A 769-nucleotide genomic window follows, 5' to 3' on the forward strand; every position below is an offset into this window, starting at 1 on the left:
CTAGGGCGTGTTGATCAAGAGGTTCCGCTCCTCGGTGGGTGAGTCTTGAACGGTGACGCGACAGGAGATCTCTGACGAGGTGTGGGCCGTGATGGAGCCGTTGATGCCGACGGTGACCGGTCGGTCGCGGCCGTGGACGGATCACCGGCTCGCTATCGAGGGGATGGCGTGGAAGTACCGGACCGGTGCGCCGTGGCGTGACGTTCCGGAACGGTTCGGGAAGTGGAACTCGATCTACAAGCGGTTCAACCGGTGGGCCGGGGACGGCACCTGGCAGAAGCTGCTCACCGAGGTGCAGAAGCAGGCCGACGCCGCTGGGGAAATCGACTGGGTCGTCTCGATCGACTCCACGATCGCGCGCGTGCATCAGCACGGCGCGACCCTCGCCCGGGACACAGGGGGCTGTGCCGAATCACAAGAATCCGTGGTCCGAGCCGCCTGATCACGGGATCGGACGCTCCCGCGGCGGGCTGACGACCAAACTGCACCTGGTCTGCGACGGCCGCGGCCGGCCGCTGAGCATGATGATCACCGCCGGGAACATCAACGACACCACGATGATGAGCGCGGTGCTGGAGAACATCCGCGTTCCCCGCGACGGGAAGGGCCGCCCCCGCACCCGCCCCGACCGGGTGCTCGCCGACAAGGGGTACCCCTCAAGGGCGAACCGCGCCTGGCTCCGCGACCGGAGGATCGCGGCGACCATCCCCGAGCGGGACGACCAGATCGCGCACCGCCGCAAGAAGCCGGGCCGGCCGATCGCTTTCGG

General features: G+C 68.3%; 2 protein-coding genes. Both read left to right on the forward strand.

Annotated features, from left to right (window positions below; all coding sequences use genetic code 11):
• Positions 1-52 precede the first annotated feature (52 nt).
• A complete protein-coding gene (locus ACSGC5_RS14910) occupies positions 53-442 on the forward strand; it encodes an IS5 family transposase (RefSeq protein WP_007929259.1) in 390 nt (129 codons plus the stop codon).
• Positions 405-769: transposase (locus ACSGC5_RS14915; protein WP_434971352.1), on the forward strand; the 365-nt coding region annotated here is incomplete at its 3' end. The genes ACSGC5_RS14910 and ACSGC5_RS14915, both read left to right, overlap by 38 nt.

This window comes from Microbacterium sp. bgisy207, assembly GCF_965345035.1.
Taxonomy (GTDB): Bacteria; Actinomycetota; Actinomycetes; order Actinomycetales; family Microbacteriaceae; genus Microbacterium.